We start from the raw sequence: 21,885 nt of genomic DNA, 5'->3' as shown, positions 1-21,885 counted from the left end.
AATGCATAGCAGCGTCACCTTTTGCCCATAATTGGAATAAACCAATAGCAACAACTATTGGCCTTAAGGGAACGGAGCTGCTAAAGCAAATGAAGAGTGAATCCAAGCGGTATTACAAGAGCGGTGAGTTCGTGCCGTTCGATGGCATATACGGAGATGTATGGGGCGGCTGGCTGCCTCTGATTCAAGGAGACCGGTTCCCTGCTCATCCGGAAATGGGCATATCCAAGTGGCTATACCACGGATCTCTTGCGACAGGATTGCCTGAACAGCGCAAAGGCAGCCATGCGCGCAGAACAGAATCACTCTAAAGACCGAGCATAGATAAAGGACGCTTACGTGTAGGCAGGCAAAAGCTAGCTGCCCCGCGGATAAGTGTCTTTTTTTATTTCTTCTTGCTAAGCCAGCTGGCGAGATCTTCAATCTCTGCTGCAGAGAGCCTGCCTCCGAATGCGGGCATGCCGCCTCCGCCGTCCTTGATCTGCTTCGTAATCTCGCCTTGCGTCATTCTTTTACCGACTTGGGTCAAATTTGTTGAAGCTCCCATACGGCCTTGCAGGTCGGTGCCATGGCACGAAATGCAATTGGATTTAAATACCTTCGGGACATCAGCGGCAGACGTTTGGACCGAAGAGGATGAACCGCAGCCGCTCAGCAGCGTTGCTGCACACAAGGCGGAAAGCACGAAAAAGCCCCATTTTGCTGAAAATTTCTGATATGTAGAGTGGTTTGGCATGATAGAGCAAGCCTCCTGTTGCATCGTTGTATTCAGTATAGGTCGCACGGCGAGCAGGATGCAACTGTGCGACACAAGCCTCGTCATGAGGTATAATAGAGCGTATTGCCGTAACATCAAAAGGCGGCATAATGGGAGACTGGCATCAGCATGAAGCTCACGTTCAAAACGATCATACAAAATTATTTTCACCGGTTCCATGCCGATGTATCCATGGCTGCGCACTCTGTGACGAACAAAGGCTGGCAGTCTGAACAGCCGACGGAGTTCTATCGACTCTGGTACATTAAGAATGGTGAGGGAAGACTTCAAATCAAAGACCAGTACTACGAGCTGAAGCCAGGACGGCTGTTGATGCTCCCGCCGGGGGCGCAGCAGTTCTTCGGTCCGGTTGAAGGACAAATTCTCAGCTTGTACTGGTGTAATTTTCGAGCGTCGATCGGCGATATGGATTTATTCGATATTTTGAATTTGAAGGTAAGTATAGAGCTGAACGAGCAGGAGCAGGAGCATATTGTGTCACAGTTCAAGCATTTGATCGCAGCGTATAAGTCAGAGACGCTGACGCGCGGCTTGCGTGTAAGGGCGGCGTTGTTTGAGATGATGGCTTATTTTCTTGAATATAGCGGTTTTAATGAAAAGAAATTTCTCGAGATTGAACCGATTGCGAAGATTAACCATGTGCTGGAATATATTGAAGAGCATCTGAGCGAACAAATTTCGGTGGACGAGCTGGCTAAGCTGGCTTTTTTGCATCCGAATTATTTTATCGGCTATTTCAAGAATATTGTCGGCTACGCGCCAACTCAATATATCAATATCCGCAAAATGGAGCGTGCCAAGACGCTGCTGGAGGATGTGAACGTCCAAATAGCGGAGGTTGCCAGTCAGATTGGGCTTCAGAATCATTACTTGTCACGACTTTTTAAACAATACACGGGGCTAACGCCGAAGCGATATCGGCAAATTTATATCTATAACATGGAACATAACAGCGACAGCGAATAGACGATGATTAAAAATGAACCATGCATGAACGTAAGGGTCTGAGAGGGGAAGAATGGGAATGACAACGGAAGCAGCCCGTTATTTCAGCAGAGAGCTGCTGAGCTGGTATTTGGAGGTTCGAAGGGATCTCCCGTGGAGGCAAAATCGTGATCCGTACCGGGTATGGGTATCGGAAATTATGCTGCAGCAGACGCGAGTAGATACGGTGATTCCGTTCTACGAGAGGTTTATGGAGAAGTTCCCGACAGCGGCCGCGCTCGCGGAAGCGCCGGAAGCGGATGTGCTCAAGAGCTGGGAAGGGCTCGGCTATTATTCGCGGGCGCGCAATTTGCAGGCTGGCGCGCGGGAAGTGCTGAGCCGCCACGGCGGTGTAGTGCCAGACGATAAAGAGGCCGTCGCTGCGCTTCGCGGCATCGGTCCTTATACGACCGGAGCGATTATGAGCATCGCCTTCAATCGCCCTGAGCCAGCGGTGGACGGCAATGTGATGCGCGTATTGTCGCGGTATTTCTGCTTGGAAGATGACATCGCGAAGCCGGCGACGCGTGTTGGTATTGAGAAGATTGCAGCAGCGCTCATCCCAGAGGGAGCTGCCGGTGACTTCAACCAAGCGCTCATGGAGCTAGGCGCGCTGGTGTGTACGCCGAAGTCACCGGGCTGTCTCACTTGCCCGGTGATGCAGCACTGCGAAGGCAGGATGGCAGGCAAGGAGCACATCCTGCCGATCAAGACGAAGGCCAAGCCGCCGCGGCCAGAGACGCGGCTTGCTGCGATCATTACCGGCAGCGGCGAGCACGCTGGCCGAATTCTTGTGCGCCAGCGGCCGGAGAGCGGCCTGCTCGCGCAGATGTGGGAGCTGCCGCATGTGCTGTTCGCCCCGGAGGGCGACAGCACCGGCAGCACGGCCGCGAAGCGGCGCGGGCGCGGCGCCGCCGCCGGCAAAGCGGCAGCTGCTGCGGCGGCGGAATCGGCCGCAGCAGCTGCGCCGCTCGCGAGCGCGAGCGCAGACGCAGGCGCCGCTCTATCTGCGGCGGCGAGCGGCGGCGGCGCGCCAAGCGCGCTGGAGCAGCATGCGCGGCAGGCGGACTTTATGAGCCGCGCGCTGTCGGCGGAGGAAGGCTTGCTCGTGCGGCCGACGAGCTGGTGGGGCGAGATGGAGCATGTGTTCAGCCACATCATATGGGATGTGCAGGTATTCCGCGCGGAGTTCGGCTTCTGGCTGCAAGCCGCAGCAAAGCAGGAGACTGCCGTGTTAGCGGGAGCTGCCGCGGAATCGGCTGTATTATATGAAGCTAGCAGCGCTGCCGCTGACAGCGGGACGCTCCCAGCTAATTACCGCTGGATCGGACCGGAGCATATGAAAGAGCTGGCGTTCCCGAATGTTTTCGTGCGGATTTTGCGGGATTACTGGAATGAGCTGGACTAATTTGAATTGCTTTTGTAATCATGGTCGTTCTACAATGGGTTATAGCAAAGTCAGGGTAATCAATCGCAAGTGATAGAAACCAAGGAGGCTGCTTAACTTGAGTCAAATGCTGGAACGATTACAGCAAGAGAAGATTGTTGCGATTTTCCGTTTTATTGAGGATCAGTACGCAGATCAAGCTGCACAGGCGCTGCTGGACGGCGGCATTTCGTTAATGGAAATTACGATGAACACCGAAGGTGCCACAACAATGATCAGCCGCTGGCGCGAGAAGTTCGGCGACCAAGCCGGTATCGGCGCAGGCACGGTGCTTGATCTCGACATGGCGAAGGAAGCGGTAGCCGCAGGCTCGCAGTTTCTGATCTCTCCGAATTTGGATGAATCGGTCGTAGATTACGGCTTGAAGACTGGCGTACCGGTATGGCCTGGCGTTATGACGCCAACCGAAATTGTTCGCGCATGGAAGGCCGGCGCTGAATTGGTGAAAGTGTTCCCGATGGCATCGCTCGGCTTGAAATACCTCACCGAAATTCGTGCGCCGCTCGACAAGATTCCAATGCTCGCATCCGGCGGCGTCGATCTCGACAACATCGCAGATTATTTCAAAGCAGGCGCATGCGGCGTTGGCATGGGCAGCAAGCTCGTGAACATGGATTGGGTACGCAGCGGACAGTTTAATCTATTAACTGACCGTGCACGGAAGTTTGTAGAAGCAGCGAGCGTGCTGTAGAGATAGAATGAATGAATGAATAAATGGATGATAGAAACCGCCTTGAAGCAGCTTTGCTTCAGGGCGGTTTTTCTATTGTAATAATGAGCCCTATAAAACAAAAAGGCCTGCGGCATATCCGCAGGCACAAGAGAGAAAATATATAATAAAGGGGGGTCATGTGTTTATTATAGTTTCGTAATATGAAAGGAACATGAAGCGAATATTACAATTCCATTACAAAGGAAAAATTTAGAATTCCTTTAGGTAAGGGTGATGTGGGTGGCGTCATATTTGTTGAGAGAAATTTCAGAGTTTGAGATAGTAAATGGTCAGATATACAGAGAATATACATTGATTTGAATATAAATACAGTTTATGGTCAGGTGCCTCGATGACAGCATATGTTACCGTCCAAGGTAACTGTGTCCAGTTGAACGAACAGGGAGGAAGGTTCTAAGACCATGACGAAGCTATTTCAGAAATATAGATCCGCTTGAACGCTTCAAAGAGAGAGGCAGCCGTCACATAGATCGGCTGCCTTTTGTTTTTCAATCATTGTCAAATTTGGAAATTACCATTTCCATAACAAGTTTAATTTCATTGAGGATTTCGTTACCAAAATACTGTTCTTGATCATCGCCATCTTTTATTTTATTATCTTCAGCGAAAAAAATTGTTGGAATTCTCGGCAAACCATCCACATGATTAGTCACTTTAGCACTATCCATAGTTATTGTAACTTCAACATCATCGCTTCCATCATCTTTATGCTTGAAAATCCCCTTCACGGCAAATTCACCGGGTTTTATATATTCAACCCTGTATGACAATGCAGTTGGTTCTGTTATTCCCTTTTGAATTTCTTCCATAAATTTCACTGATGCAGGGTTATTGTCAGAAGTGTATTCTGTGCTCATTAAATGATTCGCTCCTTTTTATTAAATCAGACATTTTCAATACTACCTTTTATTTCTAAAAGTTGAAAGCACTTATTATATTGAAAAAGACGCTGCGCGAATGCTCACTTACTATTGACCCATTAATAATTATGGCTGTCCTCTCATAAATTACGTCATTTAAGTACTACAGATTTATTTGCCACCGGTAGGGTTGATCTAAGAACACTACGAGAGCTACTTGGTCATGCAGACATCTCGACCAGGCAAATCTATACCCAAATTTTATTAATCATGCAAATAAGAAGCAATGCTGACTATCCAAACGATGTTATCGCGCAAAACGAAAGGGGCAAACGATCGAGATGCGGTTGGAAACGAAAAGAAATTTATAGTTACGCGTTACGCAATTCGCCTTTCCCTTGAAAATGGCTATGATAGCCCGCTTTTGCTTTTCTGGCTGGAAAGATAACATATCAAAGAGGATTTTCGAATTTTATTTTGAGCGATCCTACTACACAGATAAGATCATTCTGGACATGTGAGAGGTTAGATCTTGTGGGTATGCGAACCGGTCGGACACCGCGAATATATGGTTCAACGTCGCTTGAGTACAGTGGACCTTGCCCTGCAATAGAAAAGTAAGCTTAATAATATTTAATTTTTCCCAATTGGCTACCCCCTATAGTAAAGAATAATGCTTTGATGATTCTTTGTGTATAAGCCCTGTATAACATGATTATAAGTGGAATAAATGGTGAATTAAAGGAGGTTAGTCGTGGAACCAAAAGATGCAAGCGATTACTAACGTTTAGTTTGTAAGGAACTTCAAAAGAAGAAAGCTAGTTAGGAAGGAATCCCCATTACTTTGTCGAATAATGTTCCCAACTAGTATGCGGAGAGTTGTAATCTTAAGCAAGCAGCCGTTAACGGACGCTCGTGCGATGATAGCGAATCTAAATGTAAAGGTTGTCAATGACAAGTTAAGACATGGGGGCGTCAAATTCCTTGCTAATCGAAAGAGAGCTTAAAAAAGAATGGATTACGCATGCAAATTCAATAGAAATACTCGCTCGAATATTAAAAATTAGGAATCACCCCGATTGGGTTGGTATCGATCTAACTAAGATTTCTGCTTCACATAGATTAAAGAATATTGATTTACGTGATATCGTCGACGAGCTAATTAACTTGTCTATAATTAATAAATTTAAATTTACTATCGAGGAAGAGAATGTAATTACAAAAATAACGAAAAAGACGTTAACGATTCAAAAAGAGATTAAGCTATCAACCATAACAGCAATAACAGGTATAGTAAAATCTACGGAGTATACAAGATTAGATAATTGGCCTTCTACAGATCTGCGAAATGTATTCGAATTGCGTCAGTTAACTTTAGATCAATTAGAACAGTTATTGTTAGAATTAAAAAAAACTATCCGAAATAAAGAAGTATCTTTGAGAACGCTTATGATTAATAAAGAGAAAGTTGCCGTAGAAAATGAAGTTAATGGTTTGATACAGAATAAAGAAGAGAATGTTCTCGTTAAAGGCGAAGGTGAGAAACAAGAATTAGAATTAAAGCAAGAGGACGAACCAATTCTGATTGACTCTTTGAAAGTTATTGAGAAATACAAATACGGTAACCCAGTCATAAACAAAAGTAAAAAGGCTAATTATCGAGAAGATCAATCATGGAGGAAGAAAATTCCGATTTTAATATTACAACATATCGAAGTTAGTAAAGAAACTACGATCGATGAAATATACAAAAAAGCAAAAGAGTTGTTAACCACTTTAAAGGGCTCAGAAACGAACCAGATTCGAATCTTTATATCTGACTTATCTTCTATTATTTTTGATAGGGAAGAATTCTATCGTGAACAAAATGAAGAAAAATCTGTCGACTATAACTCCCTAGAAGATGATAAGATATCCGAGTTGGTTATGTTTAGGGTCGAAGCAATTATTCTTCCTTATACTGAAGTTTTGGAAGTCTATAAAAATAGTGGTGGAAATATCATTTATAGCAATGAGTGGAGCATAGCCTTCTCAGAATCTCTTAAGAATGAGGTTCGAGAAAGGGATGGTCACAAATGTGTCATATGTGAAAATGGTATTGATCTGCATGTTCATCACAAAATACCTCGTAATTTTGGAGGAGTACATCACAGAGATAATCTTGTGACTCTTTGTAGTTCTTGCCATCCAGCAATAGAAACAGCCGATGTACAGAAGGCTTTTGCAACATGTTTATTTAATTTCAAAAAAGCGAAAGCAATGAAAACTGTAAATGTTGATTTGCCAACGAATAAAACGATTCTCAAAAGTCAAGTCAAACAAAAACTTGAACATGTCTTAAACGAGCTAATTAGAAGAAACAATAATGAGCTAGCAAAAGAAATTGTAGAAGTAAATTCACGGTTAGAGTTAATCTTTGACACAACAATTCAATCAAAATCAGTTAGTAGACATAGACTTAAGAGCAATAAGTAGCAAGGATGGCACTCCATTTAAAGTAGCGTTGTTTTGTAGGTGTAAGATAGTATCATCTGGATTTGTTTCTGAGTCATTTGCGGTTATGGAGCCAGGTATCTAATCCTGAACCAGTTAAGATTATAACGAGTATCTTACGAAGGATTGTTCCGTGCTTGAATACAGAAGGAAAAATCCTGAAAGAGTTCTTCTGTCGAAGAAGCTACTTATGTAGCTTCTTTTTTAAATGATTTCCCTATATTTACAAGTCTGTATTATGATGAATTTGTTGAGTACTTTGCATAGGGGGAGTAGAGGGATGAACTATTACTGGCATGGTGGTACATTAGGAGAGGAACTTAGAGCGATTAAACATGTTAAACAGTTGAAATTTGCATCGGCTTATTTTTCTTCTTATGGGCTAAAGCTCCTACAGGAACTTACTTTGCAACATAAGCTTGCAAAAGAGGCAGTCGAGTTGTTTCTCTCACCTTTATTTTCGTATCAGGAACCAAGTAAGTTGCTCGAAGAGGCCTCGCGCATTGCAACCGTTTATATTGTCGATCCTATTCCGTTTCATGCCAAGGTCTACTGGATGCAAACCGAAGCGAATGCCATTCATGTCGTGTTTGGATCATCCAATTTCACGCAAGGCGGATTTGAACGCAACATTGAATTTGATATGCTTAAATCCGTCGAAGAGGACGCTGAACGATTGAAATTTAAGCTTTTTTTCGATTATTGCCGAAATGGAGCAAAGCCTGCCGATCAAGAAATGATCGATAGTTACCGTGAAAACGAGGAGGAGCTTCGTGAGCTTGCTCGAATCGAAAAACAAATAAAGTTGAAAATGCTCACTCATGTCCACGAAGACGATCCGTTCGATGATGAGACTTATGAGTTGGACGGTTATTATTTTCAGTTTCCAGATTATGAAGCATTTTTCCCGCGAAACTATAGACGAAACGATACCAGTTTCATTAAAATACGGGAACAAGTGAAAACGAAGCTAATGAAAATTCACGATCAACTATATTTATCACGTATTAAGCCAATGGGCTTACATTGCCATAAGCGAAAAGACAATATTTGCTCTTCGGTAGAACCAAACTTGTTCAATTTTAACAAGGTAACTTGGCTTGGTACGCGATACGGCAAATCACCGCAGGAAATTGATTACTTGAATGAGTTCGCGGAATCGAAAAATGATGCGTTTGCGTTTTACAAGCACGCCTGTCTACAGTTTGCAATAACAGAAAACGGATTTGAAGTAAATCTGTTCCACGCAGTAGCAAAAGGTGCATTTGACCGTGCCTATGTACATGACCAGTTTCTCAAAGATCCATTTTATGCAGACAAGTTGAACGCCGAAATCGAGAAGTTAAAAGGTGAAGGGTTTGTATGGGAAATTTTTAAAACCGATACTCAGCCTACAATCTACTACGATATCGATGAAGAAAATAAAATGGATTTTGCTTCTTTTTATCGGAAATATGACCAGGAAGGGCGTGAATCGTTTTTATCCTACGTATTCGAACCTGACCGATATGAGATTCGAAACTTGAAGTCAATTAGCGATGCGGTCATCACAAAAATGAAAAAAATGATTCCACTTTATAGGCTTATGGCTTATCGTGTTACAGGAATCTATAGAGAATAAAACTTAATGTTCTTGATACTGTAGAAGCAAAGCAGATTAATAATGAGCAGTTCAGCGAGATGAGGTAGCTTGAAAAAGCTGTTACTTTGAAAGGGTTTTGCTCCGCTGCTGCCGTTAGTTTCAGAGAACGTTCGACCGCCTAGGTTGGAGTACGGTTATCCTCCTGGCATATTACTTTAAAGTATAGAAGAAAAAAGGTACAACGCCCTCAATATTTGAGGTCTGTACCTTTTCTAAACGGACTTATCAAAGGTCTTCCTAGATGAGCGCATTAAGTTGTATGCCTCTATTCATCTCTATGTCTATGTTAAATCATCATCCGTTGGACATAAGTCCGTTGTTGTATAAAAATGGAACTTCCTTATAATTAAAAATATTAAAATAAAGGGAGACATTTATATGTATAGTAATCACGACGTATTCTCATTTTTATTTGAAAAAGGTGTAACACACTTATATCATGCAAATACGGCAACAACCGCTGCTTCATTTTTGCAAGAAGGTGGCTTGCTTTCTCGTGGAGCGGTTGAAGTTAAGGGACTATCTCAAATTAAACAAATGAGTGATGAAATTGACAAGAAGTATGGGGTTTGGAATGATATATTTCTGGATGATGTAGATATTCATCAAAGAAGTAAAAAGCACAATTTCTATGGTCCAGTTCTCTTTCAAATCAGGATAGAGATCTTAACGAGTCCCTGGACACCGGATGTGGCGATTACAAAAAATAACCCAACTGTTTGGACGGAGAATGATAAGTTTGACGAAAGGTATTTCACATCAATAGATGAAATTCGTTCTGTTTATGAGAAGGGGAATTTCGGTCAAATGATCACACTTAGAAATACATTTGATATTTTACCGTTTGAACCTTATCTAGAGGCAATCATCCTGGATGACCCACGCTGGACCATTAATGGACGAGTCTTACATAAAGAAGCTTATAAAAAGTTATATAAAGCATCCCCAGTGCTAACTGAGAAGTACTTAATTACTAGACCTTTATGCCCGAGCAACTGTAAGTGTTACAATGAAGATGATCGGTATGATAGTTATAAACAAGCCAGAATTCAAAATCTATTTTAAAAGTTAATGCAAAAAGGATTAACTAGCATTAAGAGTTTCGAGTGGCTGCACGCTCGGATAGTTAGGTGATTATCGGTTGGAAACCGATGTATTGTTGTACTTATTGTTAGATGTCGATGGACGTAAGGTTGCCTCGTTGTAAATATGAACCAGTGGTACCTGAGAGTTATTATTCTGCATTAGACAAATTTAATTAAAGATGAAATGGACAAACATTAGGTCTAAATACTCAATCAAACAACTTAGTACTGACGAGGATATACACCACCAGATCGTGAGATTAAGGCTACACTTACAAGAAAAAGAACGACTGCATCAGGCAGTCGTTCTTTTTTTACGAGTTAATTTAGAATAGATTTATAACGTGTGGTTATAACGGTATTCTGCAGTAAGTTTCAACGGGGTCCATCCGCGAGATTGGCCACCACTAAATTTAATTCGAAGTGATAATTCTTCTTCTTCTTCGTTCCAACGTAATGTAGTTTGTATAAGAGTTGGTGAATGACGGTAAACACAGACTCGAGTTTTGATTTCTGAATGTTCCACAAAAATTGCCTTATTCTGTTGATATGCTGTTATCACCATTAATGCATGCCCTAAAAGGTTTTGTATTCCTCGAACTAAGTTTTCTTGTGATGCCCGCGAGAGTGCTCCCCCAACTTCTTGTGACATTGCTACCAAACAATCTTGGTGGCTAAGTTGCCCCTTTTCGAACTCAGCTTGGACTTCTGATAATTTGATCTGAATATCCTCTTGAAGATCAAAATAAGTTTCTCCTAAAAGGGTGCCGATCCCAGGGTTTTTCGTTGTGATTTTTTGTCCCATTCTACGAATAGCTTTCAATGAAATATAGATTTCATCAATTTTACCGTCAATAAGTCGAATGGATACTTTTACATCACCAGTATTTAAGCGATCACTAGTGTAAATATCTGCTACCAATTGGATTCCTTCAATAGTTGCAGAGTTTCTTTTTTCGCAAATATAATCCATGATCAGTTGTGCTGTAAGCTCTGAACTTTTACGAATTGAAGATGCTGTCACCTGATCAATTTGTGATAGGTAGGAATTAAAATAAGAAATACATTCTTTTTCATCGTTTTGAATTATTCCAGGATTCTTAACCAATAACCAATAATATGAAAATGCTTCATGACACTTTCCCACCGAATTGCTAATATTTGAGCTACTAGAGAACTGAGTCGCTGCCCAAATTGTATCCATTTGCCGAATGGAACGTTGGTTTGTCAATTTGTTTTGATTCATAAATTCATCAACACTAGAATGTTCTTCGAAACTTGCATGAACTTTAATTGATGTAAGCGGAGAACTTTCAAATTTAAACCTAAGCGTAAGCGCTACAGAACCATACTGGATTCCAATAGTATCCCGGTTCTTTTTATAGACCACAATATCCCGATATTCACCAGCCTCAGGTATAAATTCCTCGACGCTGATCCGATCTTTGTATATTCGGGTGATAACGTTTATTTGTTTTGCCAGTAATAACTCATTGAATGCGTTTATAATACCTTCAGAATTGGTATTGTAATGGTTTTGCATCAGATTAAAACAATAATCTCGAATGGAAAGTAAAAAACGATGTCTACATGGGTTACTATGCTCATCAAAGTGTGGATAGAACCTACGAAGTGTTGTTTTGACCTCTTCAGAATTGGGTGGAATTGGAATGTTCTTGGCTTCAAACAATTCCTCTAAGAAGATATTATAAGCATATTCGAAAAAATTGTTAAATCGTAGCTGGAGACCTTCTGACAAGAAGTATTTTGATAAAAAACTCTTAGCGCCTAGATTTTTTTGTTGAATATGCTGGTTCCCGTTAACTAAAAAAAGGTTGATTGGGTAAATATCGTTACCTATGGCAACCGAAAGGTCCGGGTGTTTATCTGGGCTTGGATAATCAAACTTACATAGAATCCGTTCTATACTTGGAACCTTACTCCATATATACTCTGCCGTAACTTTGGCGATCTCTGTTGAATTGTCTGGCCATGTATTTTTCTCTTGTTTATGCATAAGGGCAACATAGACATCTCGAACATGCTGATCGCCTATAAATCTCTGGACGCTCATTATGACACCTCTATTGGATTTGTTACTTCAATATCATATTTTCTGGTAGATCTATTGGATAGCTGGTATAATCCCATTGTAATCCACACTAGTTCAAATGTATAAGTCCGAATAAATAATTAGTTCTTTCGAACTATATTTGGTGATTGAATAAAGGAGACTGGCTACATGAAGGAACCGAAACATTCAATATTAATGGTTGCATCTAGAGATAATCTACCTTCTAATTTAGAACATCTTCTATCGAATGGAATCAAAGTCATTCTGTTTACAGATTCGGAAGACTGTTTTGAATCGCTAGAGCCTTATAGAGAGGCCAACATGCTGTCTGTTTTTATTTTATCAGCTTTGGACGTCGCGAATAATGCGACACTAGCGATTAATGATGGGCAGATACTACTGCTCTCCCAACGTAGACAGCTTAAACGCATTTCTAGGCTTTGTACGTTTAATCTAGAACAATACTTGGTCGAGCATGCTCCGGCTCAAGTACATTTGAATGTGAAGGCCGGTGCAGGAACCGGCAAAACCACGGTTATGATTCAGCGAATTCTATTTATTTTACATACGACGAAAATACCACTTAAAGAAATGGCAATGATTACTTTTACTCGAGAAGCTTCTCACCGCATGTTTCAAAAGCTTAGGGAGGAGTTTTTCAAGAGATATAAAGCTACATCCCAAGTAAAATATCTGCAGTATATTGAAGAACTTCCTAAGATGCAAATTAGCACAATACACTCATTTGCCCGAAAGTTAGTCAAGGATTTAGGGGCTATAGTTGGTTATGGTTCCAACGTTCGTATTAAAAGCTTCACAATGGAACGGCAACAGATAATAGAAGATCATATTAATCGTTGGATGGACACAGAAGGCGATCCAGATAAAGTTCTCGTCAGATTTAATGGCATGATGCTTTACCAAATTGTCAAGATAGCAAGCATTTATTGGGAACAAATAGAGAAAAAGGGATTGAGTGCACACGATATTGATCATTTATACTGGGGAGATGCTGAGGGAATCAGTGTATCTTTACATAAGCTCTTTTCAACTATTTTCCCTGCATGCGAAGCTGATTTACAGCGACTAAAGTATGATTTAAATGCGATTTCTCTTAATGATCTGACTCGTCAACTAGATTCGATTACTAATAACCAAATATCATTATTTCAAAATGCTAGTCCTATTTCTTATTTATTTATTGATGAATTTCAAGATACTGATGATATTCAAATCAAACTTGCTTCTAGGCTTGCGGAGGCCTACAAACTAAGGATATTTGTCGTTGGTGATATTAAGCAAAGTATCTACAGGTTCCGTGGTGCTAAGTATACTGCTTTTGATATTCTACGTTATAATCTTGCCTCTTTAAATGAGCGATTAAAAAATTATACCCTAACAACTAATTATCGTTCCTCTGCCACTCTTTTAGAGGAAATGCATGACTACTTTAAAGTTTGGGGTTCGAAGAAACTTTTACCTTACGGGAAAAAGGATCAGCTAAAAGGTGTGAAATCTGATCAGATTAGAGATCACATCAGAATTAGTAGACCAACATTTAAAAGATACAGTCAGCTCCAGGTTGAATATACGGTTCAGATGATTCGTGAAGCAAAGGAAAGTTTAACCGACCCTGTAAAAAATAAGATAGCTATGTTGGTCAGAACTAATAATCAAGCGATGTATCTTCGGAATTGGTGCGAGCGTGTAGGTATTCATGTATACCTGAATATTGGAGGAACATTTTATCTAAGTGCGGCAGTTAAAGATTTTTATGCATTAGTTAAGGGACTATTGTTCTCAAATCAGCCAAATTACCTTCTAGATATGCTCAATTCACCGTATTCTGAGATTCGGATTGATTGGACAGTCCTACCACAATATGAAGGTAGTGAAGCGCTCTTACTTGATTTCATAACAAACTTGAACACATTTGGAACTTGGCAAGCTTATCTTGAAGAATTGCGAATTTCACCTGTCTTGTCAGTTATAAGAAGAATTATTGAAGAAATGGACCCCGTTTCCAATTACTATCAGTTGGAACTTGAGAACTTGAACCAATTATTTCCTAATAATGAAAATGAAACAGAAGCAAGGACACGGGCATTGCAATATCAGTTAAATCTTAATCATCTGTTTGAGTTGATTCATCAGCAGTTTTCGTTGGAGTTTATTACGTTATTTTCTTTACATCAGTGGTTACAGCTCCAAATGGCTGTAAATCGAGATGAGGATGAGCCATTGTTGGACACGGAGGATCAGGGCGAGCGGGTTCAGATTATGACTGTCCATAAATCCAAGGGATTGGAGTTTCACACGGTTATTATACCGTTCACTGATCGCGTCTTCCGGTATGCCCAGAGTGAGTTACTGCTCGAAAAGCAGGATAATCAATGGCAAGCTGGATGGTTTGTACGTAACGGAGATCAGGAGTTTGGAAGCCCAATTCATAGAGAACTTAGCCAGGTGGAAGAGGATGAATCGGCAAAAGAAGAGACACGTCTTCTATATGTTGCGATGACACGAGCTGAGAGCCGTCTTTGGGTGATTGCAAACCGGGAACACACATATAAAAACTGGTATACACTACTTTCGAGTCAGGGGGGGCATGGAAATGCCTAGAATGATGATAGCCTACAATCATCTTCTTAGATTAGATGATTGTGAGATTATTAAACCCTATACAGATGAGAACACCCTTCATATCTGTGCTACGGTGAGCTTGTTCCAGGGAGTACAAAAAAAATATAAAAATGTTTTCAAGTGGGTGGAAAATGCCGGTCCGTTTATTAATGGAATCTTAGGTAATTGGACTAGCCCTGCAACTAAACTTGCACAATTTACGAGACTGACGAATATTGTTCGGGAAGAAGGGAACAATCCTAGCTTCCCGGAACGATTAATGTATGCATTCCGCCATAATCAACAGAATGTTCTTCTTTCAATGCGAGTTCTTTCTGAAATGGGAATGAGACCAGATGATTTCTCGCCGGGTACATTAGAAGAGGAGTTATTTCAACGGTGTTGGAGACGAATGGAAAAGGAAAACTCCTCTTTTCAACGAGTTCGAGTACTCCTACAAAACCCAGAATTGTTTAAAACACAATTTATGCGAGCCTTATCTAATACCGGAAACAAATGGCCAGAGACTATTTTGCTACATGGCTTCTATTTCATTACGCCTCTTCAGCATCGTATTCTAAAAATGCTTGAAGCAAGTGGTAGTAATCTGATTTTCTTAAACCTATTTGACGAAAGATATCCATCTACATTTGCTTCAGTAGAAGCGTTTCTTGGGACATGGGTGGATCGAAAATCATGGCAATTTAGCAGGCATTCCATTGTTGACTTGAATTATGGTGATCGTTTTAGTTCTTCTTTTGAAGGGAGATCCGTCACGCCGAGCGTAAGTATCTGGGAGCCTGATATACATAAGTTTCTCGATTTTTCAGAATTCCTCAGTCATTACAAAATACACGAGTCACTTTATATCTCACCAAAAGAGACCAGTTTAAATGGTAGGTTAAGAGAATATGTACCTGAAGCTTTTGAACAACGGCATTTCCTTTCCTATCCAATTGGTCAGTTTCTGTTTCACTTGCATTTAATGTGGAACGAGAGAAAAGAGAGATTAGAACTGACGGAAAAGGGGCTGTTTGAGTGTTTCTCTTCAGGTTGGTTGTATCATGATGGGTATAATGGTAGAAAATATTTAAAACAGTTGCAGGATTTGTTACCTTATTTCGATGGGTGTGTCGGATTGGAAGAGTGGCGGAAAAGGTCAAAGATGCTCTTACAAATACAAGAAGGACCGGTAGAGGCCTTTATCCATTCGGATGATCGATTTCATCGGATTGCAGAAAACCCAATGTACAGATTTAGTTATTTCAACGTACCAGCTAAGGATATTCGCATTGTGACAAGTTTAATTGAAACGTTATTCATGCAAGCTGAGTTGCTATTTACAGGTCCAAGACAAGTGACGATTCACGAACATTTTGAAAAACTAGAGCAACTCATGAATGTAGGTATTGAACAGGCAGAATTTAATGAGACTGAGAAGAGTTTGTTCCAAGAGCTGCTAGATCGACTTCGTACAGATTTTACATCTGATGAGGCATTTTACATTGAGGATCTATCCTATGCCATATCCCTATACCTCGGTGGAGAGTTTCTTGATGATGAGAATGAGACTGAAATGAAACCGATCAGACAATATGAAGACGCTGACGGAGCAGCGCTTCTTAGTTCACACGTTCATCTTTGCGGAATTGATGAAGAAAGCTTGCCCTATAATAGCGCCCCACTACCTTGGCCTATGACGCGAGCTACTTTGCTAAATGCATCTACATGTAATGAGGAGCTTTCTCTACTGTTTATGAGAGAAAGGTTTGCCCCCCATATTGCTAGGTATCTATATTATAGTGTGCTTGCCTTTGCTGAAAATGTTCAGATCTCTTGGGTTCGAAATTTTGATAATTTGACCTATGATGAATCCGCTTATGTTAGCTTGTTAGGGTTAGAAGCGAAGAAAACAGATTATACCGCTGCATTCCACAGCCATAAATACCCAAAGGAAGTTATCGATGCCGATATTGAAAAAGTTAAGATGCTGCTAAACGACTACCCTGTAGATGCTGTGGCGGAAGTTGTTTTCTGTCCTCGCCGGTTTTACTATAGTTATTTAACTAAATCTTATGCAACATATTCTGATGATTTCCATCAACAGTTTTTATTTCAAGCATTATTGGAGGCTGGATATAATCTATCAGATAGTTCAGATGAAGAAGTTACGCAGCAAATATCAGAATTATTCCCGCAGTGGTCCAAAGTCAGGAAGCGTTCGATTGCAGAAAGGGCAATGAATTATAAGGTCTATTTCGATAAACGATATTCAAGTATTGGAGATAGGGATTATGTACGGGGGCGCGAACAGTTCCAGTTTTTGGTTAGTTATTATGCAGATCCTGAAAGTGGTCTTAAGTTGATGGATCCTGTTCGTGATGCGATGCGAAACAGCAGATCAACTGAAACATTAGTTAGTCATATTCAAGAGCAAGAAGGATTCCAGTTGGAAGCAACGCCATCGAAACTTTGTCGATTTTGTCCTCATTTGTCTGATTGTCGCGATGGGTATTACGCAATAGACGATCAGTTAAGGAGTATACAATGATTATCGATATAAGATTGTTTGAGTCGATTGCAATGAGATGGTCTAGAAACAGTAACAAGGAGTTACAGGAAAAGATCTATTCATCTGCTTTATCAACTGCAGAAGCGCTTACAATAGAGGCACAAGACCTCTGTACGGATCAGACACTTCCGAGTGCAATTGAAGCAATCTTTGGAACTGCAGAAATTGACAACGACGACGATGGATTTATATAGGGAGCTAAATGAATGAAAGACATTATCTTAACTTCCAAACAACAAGAGGCCGTTGATTATGACGGGAAGGAAATGTTGATTAAAGGAATTGCAGGAAGTGGTAAGACTCTCGTTTTGCTCAATAAAGCGAATAAGATTTTAACCAGTCATGAAAGAGAACACGTGTATATATTCACGTTTAATGGAACACTCGCAGCTTATGCTAAAGAGTTAGCGACGATGATTGGATCGGACTATCTTCATGTCAATACGTTTCATTCCTGGGCACTTCGGAATTTAAATAAGCTAAAGATCCGTAAGAATTTAGTGAATGGTGAAGAACAAGAAGAATTGCTGAGGGACTCAATTACTGATGTCCTTAGAGTGAAACCACACCGCTTAGTCGCGGAAGATATATATTTTGAATTTTTGGCGAATGAAATTAGTTGGATTAAAGGGAAAGGCTTGTTTACGCTCAGCTCATATCTGGAAGTGGAAAGAGTTGGTAGAGGCACAAAGGTTTACGTAGATCGAAAAGCTCGTGAAGTCATTTATGAGGTATATGGAAAATATCGTGAGAAACTAGATCGTGCAAATAAAGCTGATTTCGATGATCTTGCTGCAATTCTGGATCAGTCATTCGAGAAGTTAGGTACTCTTGGGAAACTAGATAATGTATTTATTGACGAAGCACAGGATCTGCAAGAAATTCAGTTAAGACTACTTCGCAGATGTTCTAATAAAAGGATGGTTATTGCAGCAGATAAGGGTCAAAAAATCTATAACACTTCTTTTTCTTGGAAGGACATAGGCATCAATATTACAGGAGGGAGAACGAAAATTCTTCAGGATACATTTCGTTCAACCAAGCAGATTATTGAACTAGCTTATAGCTTACAGCAACATGATCCCATCTATAAAACTAAAGATGAAGAGTTGATTCATCCGATTGTACCTCAACGTGAGGGTCCGATACCAAGACTGATTCAATGCACTAGCTATGAAGGGGAGGAAGAGTTTGTAGTCCGAACAATTCAAGAGCTATATCGGTTAAACCCCAATTGGACTATTGGAATATTAAGTCGAAAGAATGCTCCTTTAGCGAGGATATACAAAAGACTTGTATCAATTGGTATACCTACAGAATACGTAAATAAAAATAGTGGAAGTATTATAAACCCAGGAGTGAAATTATTATCATTTCACTCGGCCAAAGGGCTGGAATTTGATGCGGTCTTTGTGTATCGGCTTCGTGAGAAAGTGGTACCGATGTATGATCAAATTGATGAGCTAGACGAGGAGACTCTCGCTATTGAGCGGAGGCTGCTATACGTTGCAATGACGCGTGCTAAAACGATATTAGTCATGACCTACTACGATAAGCGCTCCCGATTCATTAACGAATTGGACTCGACACGTTTCGCTTATGAAAGCGTGGGAAGTTAGTATGGCAATTAAACATTATTTTTGGAATCAACTATCTGATGCATGGTCTGATCGTGACTACTGTAAGGATGAAGTTATGCAAAACCGTCATTACTGGAATAGTTTTCTCAATACGGGGAACCTGTTTGATACTATTACACTAAGCCGCGAACAATTAGCTGTTGTTCAGCAACGTGATAAGTATCTAATGGTCAATGGATCCGCAGGAAGCGGCAAGAGTGTGACTTTGTTAGGTCGTATGTTTAAAGCGATGGCGGAGGAAAGCAAGCCTCAGCGTCTTCTGTACGTAACATATGGTACTACTTTGATTGAGGATGCACGAAAGCGCTGTAGACAATCTCCGATTTTTAGAGAACTGCAAGAAAAACATGCGATACATTTGATGACTTTCCATCAGATGGTGAGTGAGCTATTTAAAGAAGCAAACATAATGCAACTCGAGTCGATACGAACAACGACAGCAAATACAAATAAGGAAGAAGGACTTGTATATCGTAGGACTGAAGCTTATTTAACAAACTACATGAAGTCCAAAGAATATCAAGCCCTTCCTCGCTCACGACAGTTATATAAAACACATATGGATGGGTTTATACGAGATGAGTTTTTTTGGATGAAAGGAAATGGTTTCATCGAAGTCGAGAAATACTTAACTTGCGATCGGGTCGGGAGGGGGACAAATCCAAGGTTAACGGTTGAGCAGCGTAGAACGATATTTGAAATATTTCAAGGTTACGAACGATTTCGAAACGAACGCTGGCCAGGTGATTACGACCCGGAGGATTATGCGCTATTGTTAATTCAGAGGATTGCTAGTATACCTGATGAGCTTAAGTACGATAATATTTATATTGACGAAATGCAAGATCTCCAGCCAATGCAGGTTTTAGCGCTGAGTATGTTATTTAAGAAGAGTATTACACTAACTGGTGATGATAAACAACGAATTTATCGACGCTCACCACTATCATTAAAAGCACTCGGAATTGAAGTGGAGGGGCGACGAAGCAAGAAGTTAAAACGGAATTTCCGCTCGACGAAACAAAATATGAAGTTGGCACGTTCCATTCGTTTCTTAGATATAGAGAATGATCGGGAAGACGATTTGATATTTGTCCGTAATGGACCTAAGCCGGAAATTCGACTATATTCTGAAAATTCAAGAATGATTCGATATCTTATTCACGAAATTCAGAAAGTTCGACTCGAAGATTCGAAAACGAGTATTGCGATCATACATAGGTATGAAGGTGATCATTGGAAAATTAATAACTCATCGGTCCGCTCTCAGTTAGCACGTGAGTTTAGCATTATAGGTGTGGAAAGTTATGGAAGACGATTTGATTACGATACTGTCAAGCCTCCAATATTTTTTACGGATGTTTATTCAATAAAAGGACTCGAGTTTGATTATGTATTTATTTTACACTTTGACCGGGAACACTATCCTCTCCAAAGTAAAATTAATGAAATTGAAAAAAGGCATAGTAATGAAACCGGTTCAAAAGCATTTGAGCAAGATTTAGATACTGTCTTAAATGAAGAAAAAAAGGTGCTTTATGTAGCTCTTTCTCGTGCAAGACATAAAACAATTATGCTTTGCGTTGGGGCAAAACAATCATTTATTTCACCTTTTATCCGGGATTTCTCTAGCCGTGATTATGAGAACTTCGGATTTAATAAAAGCATGTTTTCAAGATAGGAGGAAGGATGATGTATAAAGCCTTCTTTGAGATTCCGGATGATGTTAGAAAAAAAGGGATGCGTGGAAACTCCCCGAAATTGCTGAAAATTCTCATGAATGAACTTGAAGGAGCCCAAGAGATTTGGGTTTCTTTGTTTTTGTATAATAATCCTTATTTCCACCAATATCTAAAGGAAAAAGCTAATAAAGGCACAAAGGTGACTGTAATCTCAATTCCATTAAGCGGATACAGTGATAAACCATATAAAGTAGATGGTTTTCGATCTAAACGATCAAAAAAGGAGTATGCACAACAGATTTATGATAACCCAGGGGCTATAGAGCTGCGAGTTTTTCCCCATACATACGTATGGAAACAAAAACAGGTAAAGCGCGGAACTAATATTTATAGCTTACATGTTAAATGTTTACTTGCAAAGTTTACTGAAGGACATTCTAAATGCATACTTACTTCAAGCAACTTTGCCTCAGTTGATCAGTTTCATAGCGAGAATATGTTAATTACCATTGATGATATAGAAACCACCACTAGATATACAGATTATTTTGAATCTCTATATCTAAATACTATCGACATACCTTCATATCAGAAGTTCCTTGAGGACAAGAAGTTTGATGCCTATTATACAATTACAAATCGAGTAAATTGGTCGAATTTTGAACACACCCAAGTATTGTTTACTGGTCCTTGGATAAGGTATGGTATGATTGGTAGTAATCATGCTGCCAAGAAGCTGATATTGCAATTGCTTACGAAAGCCCAGAGTCGGATTTTTCTATGTGCTCAGCATTTCAATGATATAAACCCTTATGGTAACTTGGTAGGTATGCAAAGTATTGTGGATTGTTTATTAGAAGCAGCTCGAGATAGAGGAGTCGAAATTCGTTTATTAACGCAAACCACAAGCGCCCAACAAGAACTGATGAGTCGAACGATACAATCAGAAGAAGCTATTTTCGGTAATCCCGATATAAAGCGGAAATATTGGTCACCAGTTATTCATGATAAATTCATTATTATGGATGATACTGTTGTGGTAATGACAGCGAATCTTACTTCAACTCAATTCGCTTGGGATGATGACCGTGAGATGCACTACGAAATAGAAGATGTCGAGTTTTCCGTTTCGCATCAATGTTTTTCGGAAGTAAATGCCTTTCAAGTAGTAAATGATGTATTAATTACTGAGCAATATGAGGAATACTTCGTGCGATTATGGGAAAGGGCACTCCCAGTTAACACCTTACGATATTAGTTAGTTTAGCTCAGA

General features: G+C 40.5%; 17 protein-coding genes. 14 read left to right on the top strand and 3 right to left on the bottom strand.

Annotated elements, in window-relative coordinates:
- The first annotated feature begins 89 nt into the window (after positions 1-89).
- Positions 90-311 (top strand): hypothetical protein, encoded by a 222-nt coding sequence (locus AC0LWF_RS07405; protein ID WP_474650907.1) that lies wholly within the window; start codon positions 90-92, stop codon positions 309-311.
- A 74-nt stretch (positions 312-385) separates the two neighbouring features.
- On the opposite strand, the gene AC0LWF_RS07400 is transcribed toward AC0LWF_RS07405, so the two are convergent.
- Complete coding sequence (locus AC0LWF_RS07400; RefSeq protein WP_474650906.1) at positions 386-736, bottom strand: c-type cytochrome; 351 nt, start codon at positions 734-736, stop codon at positions 386-388.
- Between the two features lie 150 nt (positions 737-886).
- Here AC0LWF_RS07400 and AC0LWF_RS07395 point away from each other — a divergent pair, with 150 nt between their 5' ends.
- The 3 genes from AC0LWF_RS07395 to AC0LWF_RS07385 all read left to right on the top strand — a co-directional run bounded on the left by AC0LWF_RS07395 (position 887) and on the right by AC0LWF_RS07385 (position 3,900).
- Positions 887-1,744, top strand: a complete 858-nt coding sequence (locus AC0LWF_RS07395) for an AraC family transcriptional regulator (protein ID WP_474650905.1) — start codon at positions 887-889, stop codon at positions 1,742-1,744.
- Positions 1,745-1,802: 58 nt separating this feature from the next.
- Positions 1,803-3,170 carry an A/G-specific adenine glycosylase gene (gene mutY, locus AC0LWF_RS07390; protein WP_474650904.1) on the top strand — a complete coding sequence of 456 codons (1,368 nt, stop codon included), beginning with the start codon at positions 1,803-1,805 and terminating at the stop codon, positions 3,168-3,170.
- Between the two features lie 97 nt (positions 3,171-3,267).
- On the top strand, positions 3,268-3,900 hold the full coding sequence (locus AC0LWF_RS07385) for a bifunctional 4-hydroxy-2-oxoglutarate aldolase/2-dehydro-3-deoxy-phosphogluconate aldolase (RefSeq protein WP_474650903.1): 633 nt from the start codon (positions 3,268-3,270) through the stop codon (positions 3,898-3,900).
- A 530-nt stretch (positions 3,901-4,430) separates the two neighbouring features.
- Here AC0LWF_RS07385 and AC0LWF_RS07380 read toward each other — a convergent pair.
- Positions 4,431-4,799 carry a hypothetical protein gene (locus AC0LWF_RS07380; protein ID WP_474650902.1) on the bottom strand — a complete coding sequence of 123 codons (369 nt, stop codon included), beginning with the start codon at positions 4,797-4,799 and terminating at the stop codon, positions 4,431-4,433.
- A 135-nt stretch (positions 4,800-4,934) separates the two neighbouring features.
- On the opposite strand from AC0LWF_RS07380, the gene AC0LWF_RS07375 reads away from it, so the two are divergent.
- The 4 genes from AC0LWF_RS07375 (at position 4,935) to AC0LWF_RS07360 (ending at position 10,002) form a co-directional block, all read left to right on the top strand.
- Entirely contained in the window at positions 4,935-5,204 is a 270-nt protein-coding gene (locus tag AC0LWF_RS07375) for a tyrosine-type recombinase/integrase (RefSeq protein ID WP_474651217.1), read from the top strand.
- 582 nt (positions 5,205-5,786) lie between these two features.
- On the top strand, positions 5,787-7,277 hold the full coding sequence (locus AC0LWF_RS07370) for an HNH endonuclease (protein WP_474650901.1): 1,491 nt from the start codon (positions 5,787-5,789) through the stop codon (positions 7,275-7,277).
- 298 nt (positions 7,278-7,575) lie between these two features.
- Positions 7,576-8,916 carry a restriction endonuclease PLD domain-containing protein gene (locus AC0LWF_RS07365; protein ID WP_474650900.1) on the top strand — a complete coding sequence of 447 codons (1,341 nt, stop codon included), beginning with the start codon at positions 7,576-7,578 and terminating at the stop codon, positions 8,914-8,916.
- A gap of 399 nt (positions 8,917-9,315) precedes the next feature.
- On the top strand, positions 9,316-10,002 hold the full coding sequence (locus tag AC0LWF_RS07360) for a hypothetical protein (RefSeq protein WP_474650899.1): 687 nt from the start codon (positions 9,316-9,318) through the stop codon (positions 10,000-10,002).
- Between the two features lie 357 nt (positions 10,003-10,359).
- On the opposite strand, the gene AC0LWF_RS07355 is transcribed toward AC0LWF_RS07360, so the two are convergent.
- Positions 10,360-12,096: a hypothetical protein gene (locus AC0LWF_RS07355; RefSeq protein ID WP_474650898.1), complete on the bottom strand. Its 1,737-nt coding sequence runs from the start codon at positions 12,094-12,096 to the stop codon at positions 10,360-10,362.
- Positions 12,097-12,264: 168 nt separating this feature from the next.
- Between AC0LWF_RS07355 and AC0LWF_RS07350 the strand changes: the two genes are divergently transcribed.
- Genes AC0LWF_RS07350 through AC0LWF_RS07325 form a run of 6 tightly spaced genes read left to right on the top strand, consistent with a single transcriptional unit; the run spans position 12,265 to position 21,870 of the window.
- Positions 12,265-14,718, top strand: coding sequence for a UvrD-helicase domain-containing protein (locus AC0LWF_RS07350; RefSeq protein ID WP_474650897.1), 2,454 nt, complete (start codon positions 12,265-12,267; stop codon positions 14,716-14,718).
- Positions 14,711-17,269: a hypothetical protein gene (locus tag AC0LWF_RS07345; protein ID WP_474650896.1), complete on the top strand. Its 2,559-nt coding sequence runs from the start codon at positions 14,711-14,713 to the stop codon at positions 17,267-17,269. The genes AC0LWF_RS07350 and AC0LWF_RS07345 overlap by 8 nt, the downstream gene beginning before the upstream one ends.
- Positions 17,266-17,484, top strand: coding sequence for a hypothetical protein (locus tag AC0LWF_RS07340; protein WP_474650895.1), 219 nt, complete (start codon positions 17,266-17,268; stop codon positions 17,482-17,484). The genes AC0LWF_RS07345 and AC0LWF_RS07340 overlap by 4 nt, the downstream gene beginning before the upstream one ends.
- A 12-nt stretch (positions 17,485-17,496) precedes the next feature.
- On the top strand, positions 17,497-18,909 hold the full coding sequence (locus AC0LWF_RS07335) for a 3'-5' exonuclease (protein WP_474650894.1): 1,413 nt from the start codon (positions 17,497-17,499) through the stop codon (positions 18,907-18,909).
- A gap of 1 nt (position 18,910) precedes the next feature.
- The gene (locus AC0LWF_RS07330) at positions 18,911-20,611 is read left to right on the top strand and encodes a UvrD-helicase domain-containing protein (RefSeq protein ID WP_474650893.1); all 1,701 of its coding nucleotides are present in this window, start codon (positions 18,911-18,913) and stop codon (positions 20,609-20,611) included.
- 8 nt (positions 20,612-20,619) lie between these two features.
- The gene (locus tag AC0LWF_RS07325; protein WP_474650892.1) at positions 20,620-21,870 is read left to right on the top strand and encodes a phospholipase D family protein; all 1,251 of its coding nucleotides are present in this window, start codon (positions 20,620-20,622) and stop codon (positions 21,868-21,870) included.
- Positions 21,871-21,885: the final 15 nt, after the last annotated feature.

The sequence above is a fragment of the Paenibacillus sp. sgz302114 genome (assembly GCF_056120345.1).
Note: the sequence above shows the minus strand (reverse complement) of the source record. Positions and strands in the feature narration are given on the sequence as shown.

Excerpts from the sequence above, each read along its gene's own strand:
- AC0LWF_RS07405 (WP_474650907.1), top strand. The coding sequence starts at position 90 with ATGAAGAGTGAATCCAAGCGGTATTACAAGAGCGGTGAGTTCGTGCCG.
- AC0LWF_RS07400 (WP_474650906.1), bottom strand. The coding sequence starts at position 736 with ATGCCAAACCACTCTACATATCAGAAATTTTCAGCAAAATGGGGCTTT.
- AC0LWF_RS07395 (WP_474650905.1), top strand. The coding sequence starts at position 887 with ATGAAGCTCACGTTCAAAACGATCATACAAAATTATTTTCACCGGTTC.
- mutY (WP_474650904.1), top strand. The coding sequence starts at position 1,803 with ATGACAACGGAAGCAGCCCGTTATTTCAGCAGAGAGCTGCTGAGCTGG.
- AC0LWF_RS07380 (WP_474650902.1), bottom strand. The coding sequence starts at position 4,799 with ATGAGCACAGAATACACTTCTGACAATAACCCTGCATCAGTGAAATTT.
- AC0LWF_RS07365 (WP_474650900.1), top strand. The coding sequence starts at position 7,576 with ATGAACTATTACTGGCATGGTGGTACATTAGGAGAGGAACTTAGAGCG.
- AC0LWF_RS07360 (WP_474650899.1), top strand. The coding sequence starts at position 9,316 with ATGTATAGTAATCACGACGTATTCTCATTTTTATTTGAAAAAGGTGTA.
- AC0LWF_RS07355 (WP_474650898.1), bottom strand. The coding sequence starts at position 12,096 with ATGAGCGTCCAGAGATTTATAGGCGATCAGCATGTTCGAGATGTCTAT.
- AC0LWF_RS07350 (WP_474650897.1), top strand. The coding sequence starts at position 12,265 with ATGAAGGAACCGAAACATTCAATATTAATGGTTGCATCTAGAGATAAT.
- AC0LWF_RS07345 (WP_474650896.1), top strand. The coding sequence starts at position 14,711 with ATGCCTAGAATGATGATAGCCTACAATCATCTTCTTAGATTAGATGAT.
- AC0LWF_RS07340 (WP_474650895.1), top strand. The coding sequence starts at position 17,266 with ATGATTATCGATATAAGATTGTTTGAGTCGATTGCAATGAGATGGTCT.
- AC0LWF_RS07335 (WP_474650894.1), top strand. The coding sequence starts at position 17,497 with ATGAAAGACATTATCTTAACTTCCAAACAACAAGAGGCCGTTGATTAT.
- AC0LWF_RS07330 (WP_474650893.1), top strand. The coding sequence starts at position 18,911 with ATGGCAATTAAACATTATTTTTGGAATCAACTATCTGATGCATGGTCT.
- AC0LWF_RS07325 (WP_474650892.1), top strand. The coding sequence starts at position 20,620 with ATGATGTATAAAGCCTTCTTTGAGATTCCGGATGATGTTAGAAAAAAA.